Here is a 4,297-nt window from a genome sequence, read left to right on the forward strand (position 1 = left end):
CGCCGCGGGCCGCGCAGGCGTTCACGCCGTGCAGCAGCGGGCGCCCCTGCGGGGTGCGAAAGCCCAGGCCCTCGGCCCGCAGCAGCGCCTGCATGTCACAGCGTCCAGCGCAGGGCCAGCTCGAAGCTGCGCGGGGCGCCCAGCAGGATCTGGTCCGGGTAGAACGGATCGGCCCAGGCCGCATACACGCGGTTGGTCAGGTTGCGCCCGCGCAGGGTCAGGTGCACGCCGCGGGTCACGTCCACGGCCACGGCAGCGTCGAGCGCGGTGTAGGCCGCCAGCCGCACGGTGTTCGCATCGCTGTGGAACCGCTCGCCCACATGCCGCAGCGAGGCCGATACCTGCACCGGCACACCGGCCACGAAGCGGTAGCCCACGCCGGCATTGGCCACCACGCGCGGGGCGTTGGGCGGCGTGTTGCCCGAGAGCGAGCCGCCACCGGCCAGCGCGTAGTCCTGGTAGCGCGTGCGGTTCAGCGCCAGGTTGGACCACAGGCTCCAGTGCGCATCGGGCCGCAGCGCCACCGAGGCCTCGGCGCCCCGCGACTGCAGCGCCCCTGCCACGGCCAGCGACTGCCCGCCCTGCGCGGCATAGACGTTGCGGCGCTCGGTGTCGTACACCGCGAACGTCCATTCGCCGCGGTCCTGCCAGAACGACTGCTTGATCCCGGCCTCCACATTGCGCGTGCGGGTCAGGTCCAGCGGCTGCGTGCCGCGCAGCAGGAACAGGTTGTTGGCCGCCACGTCGGCGCCCGTGGCGTACTGGCCATAGACGGTGGTACCGGCGGCTGGGGTCCAGGTCAGGCCGATGCGCCCCGTGGTCGGGTGCCAGGCCTTGTCGAACGGAAAGCCGGCGCGCGGCGTACCGGCGGCATCGGTGGAGGTGCGCGACAGCTCGATGGATTCGTGCCGCAGTCCGCCGAGCAGCGTCCAGCCCGGCGCAACCGAGAACCGGTCTTCCAGCGCGAGCACCGTGTTGCGCACGCCGCTCGTCTGCCATTGCCGGGTGAGCGGGCCGTAGGTGCCGCGATCGGGGTTCACCAGGCTCACGCTGTCACCCGGAAAATTGGCCGCGCCGGGGCGGGTCAGGTCGAGGTCGCTGTATTCGAGCGCCGCCACCCAGCGGTTGTCGCGGCCGGCGATCTGGCCGTCCCACTGCAGCTCGGTCTTCTGGCCCACCGAGGTCTGGTCCTGGGCCACGTAGAAGCGCTCACGGTCCACCAGGCCGGTGCCGGCGTTGAACGCGGCGATCTCGTTGTTGAACCAGGTGCGCGTGGCCGTGTAGCGGTAGATCTGTGTGCGCAGCGTGAAGGCGCTGTCGATGCGCCAGTCCATGCCGGTGCGCAGCCAGGTTTCGCGCGCGTCGTTGCGGTTGTCCAGCACGTTGTAATTGGTGCGCAGCGTGCGCCGGTCGATCGCGACCGGGCCGAGCGCGCTGCCGTTGAAGCCCGACGTGTAGGTGCCGGACACCACGCCGCCCTCGGGCTCGATGCCGGGCGCGGCGGCGGAAACCAGCGGCGTTCCCCAATAGCTGCTGCCCCGGTCGCGCTTGACCTCGGCCGCCACGAAGAACTTGAGGCCGGGGCGCACATGCCAGTCCAGCCCGCCCGACAGGTGGCGGTTGTGCTGATGGGTGCCTTGCACGGGGCCGTCGCTGTCCGAGCCGCTCAGGTCGATGCGGTAATCCAGGTCCTTCCAGGCGGTGGTGCCGCCGGAGCCCATGCGGACGCGGCGCTCGCCGAACGAGCCGGCCGCCGTCTCGACCTCGGTCTGGACCGGGCCGCGGTGCGGCGCGCGGGTGACGAAATTCACCGCCCCGCCCGAGGCGCCCTCGCCCGACATCAGCGAGGCCGCGCCTTTCAGGAATTCGATGCGCTCCAGGTTGGCGGTGTCCATGACGCGCGAGGTCATGTTGGGCGGACCGATCTTGATGCCGTTGTAGAGCGTGTTGATCTGGCTGTTGGCAAAGCCGCGCATCGAAAACGCACTGGGCTCGGCCGGAAAGTCCCCGGCCGTCACGCCCACGGCGGCCTGGGCCGCTTCGGTGACGGTGCGCAGCCCGCGTTCGCCCAGCACCTGGCGCGAGACCACGTCGATGGACGCCGGCGTTTCGCGCACCGACAGGCCCAGGCGGGACGCGCCCTCGGCCGGCTGGTCCAGCGCGCCCGGCGTGGCTTGCTCCTTCACGACCACCGTGGGCAGCGCGGCGGTGCTGCCGCCCTCCTGGGCCATGGCGCCGGGCGCGGACAGCGCCAGCAAAGGGGTCAACCAGAGGGAAGCTGTCGGGCAAAGCGGTCGCATGATGGGATGGAAAAAGACAGGGAGCGGCCTTTGAGAGCCAGGCCGGCGTGGACGGTGTAAAAGGCAGGCCCCGATGCGCGCGAGCCGTGCGGATGCCAAGGCCGCCGGCGGCCGGGGCAGAGCGCCACGGCGGGATCACAGGGAAAGGTGCCGCAGTTTAAAAGGGGAAGAGGATGGCCGAAGGTGAATTTATTTACTACTGCAACCGAGTTGCAACAGCAGATTCTAGATCCGATAACGCAACACGGATGCGTTATTGAAAATTTCGACAGACCATACTGACGAGCATCCCGAAGGCGGGCGGACCGGCTCCTGGCACGGCACGGCACGGCACGGCACGGCACGGCACGGAGCATGCCGGCCGCGTGGCTGCCCACCCTGCCGGTCAATGGGCGAAGACCGACTCTTCCAAAGGCAGGCGCCAGCGATCCTCGACGCGGGCGTCATCGGCGCGGTAGCCCAGCGCCACAACGAGGGGGATGACCGTGCCGCGCGACAGTCCCAGCAGCTTGGCGACCGCGGACGCGGAGAAGCCTTCCATGGGGCACGAATCGATGCCCTTCGCCGCCGCGGCCAGCAGCAGGGTCTGGGCCGCAAAGATCGCATTGCGGGCGGCCCACTGGCGCCCGCCGATGTGCCCCACGGGCAGCAGCGACAGCGTGGGGCGCGCCCAGGCGGCCAGCAGCAGCCACGGCGACCACAGCACCGACGAGCCCGTACCCAGGATCCGCTGGAACATGCCGATCTGCTTGCGGTGGTAGGCCTTCGATTCCGGCCCCAGCACGGTCGATCGTTCGACATGGTCGAGCTGCGCCTGGGCGGTGCGCCGCCCGATGGCGGGACTGGCGGCAAAGACGACGAAATCCGCGGCCGATGCCGCCGCCTTCTGCCCGTTGCAGGCCTGCGCGAGGCGGGCTTTCACGGCCGGGGTGCGAACCCAGTGCAGCTCGTACGGCTGCATGTTTCCGCTGGACGGGGCGAAGGTGGCCTCGCGCAGCAGGGCCCGGACATCCGCTTCCGGAATCGGTGTGGGCCGGAATCGGCGGATCGCCCGGCGAAAGCGGTTGGCGGCTTGGAAGGCATCCCAGGGATGCAGCAGGTCTTGTGTTTTCATGCTTTAAATCGTAAGTTAAAGCTTTTATTTCCGAAACTCGCGTTCCCATGCCGTCCCCGCGCAAAAGCAAAACCGCTGCCACGCCCCGCAAAATCCCGGTCCAGGCGCGCTCGCGCGCCACCGTGGATGCCATCATGCAAGCCGCGACTTACATTTTGACCAAGGTGGGCTGGGCAGGATTCACCACGAATGCCATCGCCGAGCGCGCGGGCGTGAACATCGGCTCGCTCTACCAGTTCTTTCCGAACAAGGAGGCGGTGATCGCGGAACTGCAGCGGCGGCATGCCGTCGAGACGCGCTCTGACCTGCGCAAGGCGCTGCAGGTCCTGCCGGAGCAGCCCTCCCTGCGAAAGGCGCTGACGGTGGTCGTCGAGATGATCGTGGAGGAGCACCGCGCCGCGCCCGCCGTGCACAAAGCCATCTACGACGAACTGCCCCGCACGGTACGCGGCCTGGAAGAAGACAAGCACCAGCTGCGGGGGGAATTCGTGGAGGTGATCCGGCCGCTCATGCAGAACGTGCCGGACCCGGACCTGGCGACCTACCTGGTGGGCGTGGCCGCGCATGCGGTCGTGCACACCGTGACTGCGGAGCGGCCCAAGTTGCTCGGCGACCCCCGCTTCGCCCCGGAGCTGGTCACCTTGCTGGAGAACTACCTGTGCCGCACCGCGCCTTCGCAGCGGGACGAAAACGCCTGAGGCAGCCGCTTCGCTTCGCCGCGCCGGGCGTGTGCCCTACCAGCGCCGGCCCAGCGGCAGGTACCGCAGGACGCTGGCCAGGCCCTGGCGCCCGCTGGCGGCCCGCACCAGCAGCGCACTGCCCAGCGCAGAGCCGACGGTGCGCCGCAAGGGCGACGGGGCTGCGGGCGCGAGGCCAGCAGCAG

The 4,297-nt window shown here is 69.8% G+C and carries 3 protein-coding genes; 1 reads left to right on the forward strand and 2 read right to left on the reverse strand.

What is annotated here, in order from left to right:
* Positions 1 to 95: 95 nt before the first annotated feature.
* Positions 96 to 2,258: a TonB-dependent receptor gene (locus AC27IQ_RS19455; RefSeq protein ID WP_487090465.1), complete on the reverse strand. Its 2,163-nt coding sequence runs from the start codon at positions 2,256 to 2,258 to the stop codon at positions 96 to 98.
* A 427-nt stretch (positions 2,259 to 2,685) separates the two neighbouring features.
* Entirely contained in the window at positions 2,686 to 3,414 is a 729-nt protein-coding gene (locus AC27IQ_RS19460) for a nitroreductase family protein (protein WP_487090466.1), read from the reverse strand.
* Between the two features lie 134 nt (positions 3,415 to 3,548).
* Here AC27IQ_RS19460 and AC27IQ_RS19465 point away from each other — a divergent pair, with 134 nt between their 5' ends.
* Positions 3,549 to 4,112, forward strand: coding sequence for a TetR/AcrR family transcriptional regulator (locus AC27IQ_RS19465; RefSeq protein WP_487090467.1), 564 nt, complete (start codon positions 3,549 to 3,551; stop codon positions 4,110 to 4,112).
* The last annotated feature ends 185 nt before the right edge of the window (positions 4,113 to 4,297 follow it).

Source organism: Acidovorax sp. KPB24-07, assembly GCF_057543315.1.

Excerpts from the sequence above, each read along its gene's own strand:
- AC27IQ_RS19460 (WP_487090466.1), bottom strand. The coding sequence starts at position 3,414 with ATGAAAACACAAGACCTGCTGCATCCCTGGGATGCCTTCCAAGCCGCC.
- AC27IQ_RS19465 (WP_487090467.1), top strand. The coding sequence starts at position 3,549 with ATGCAAGCCGCGACTTACATTTTGACCAAGGTGGGCTGGGCAGGATTC.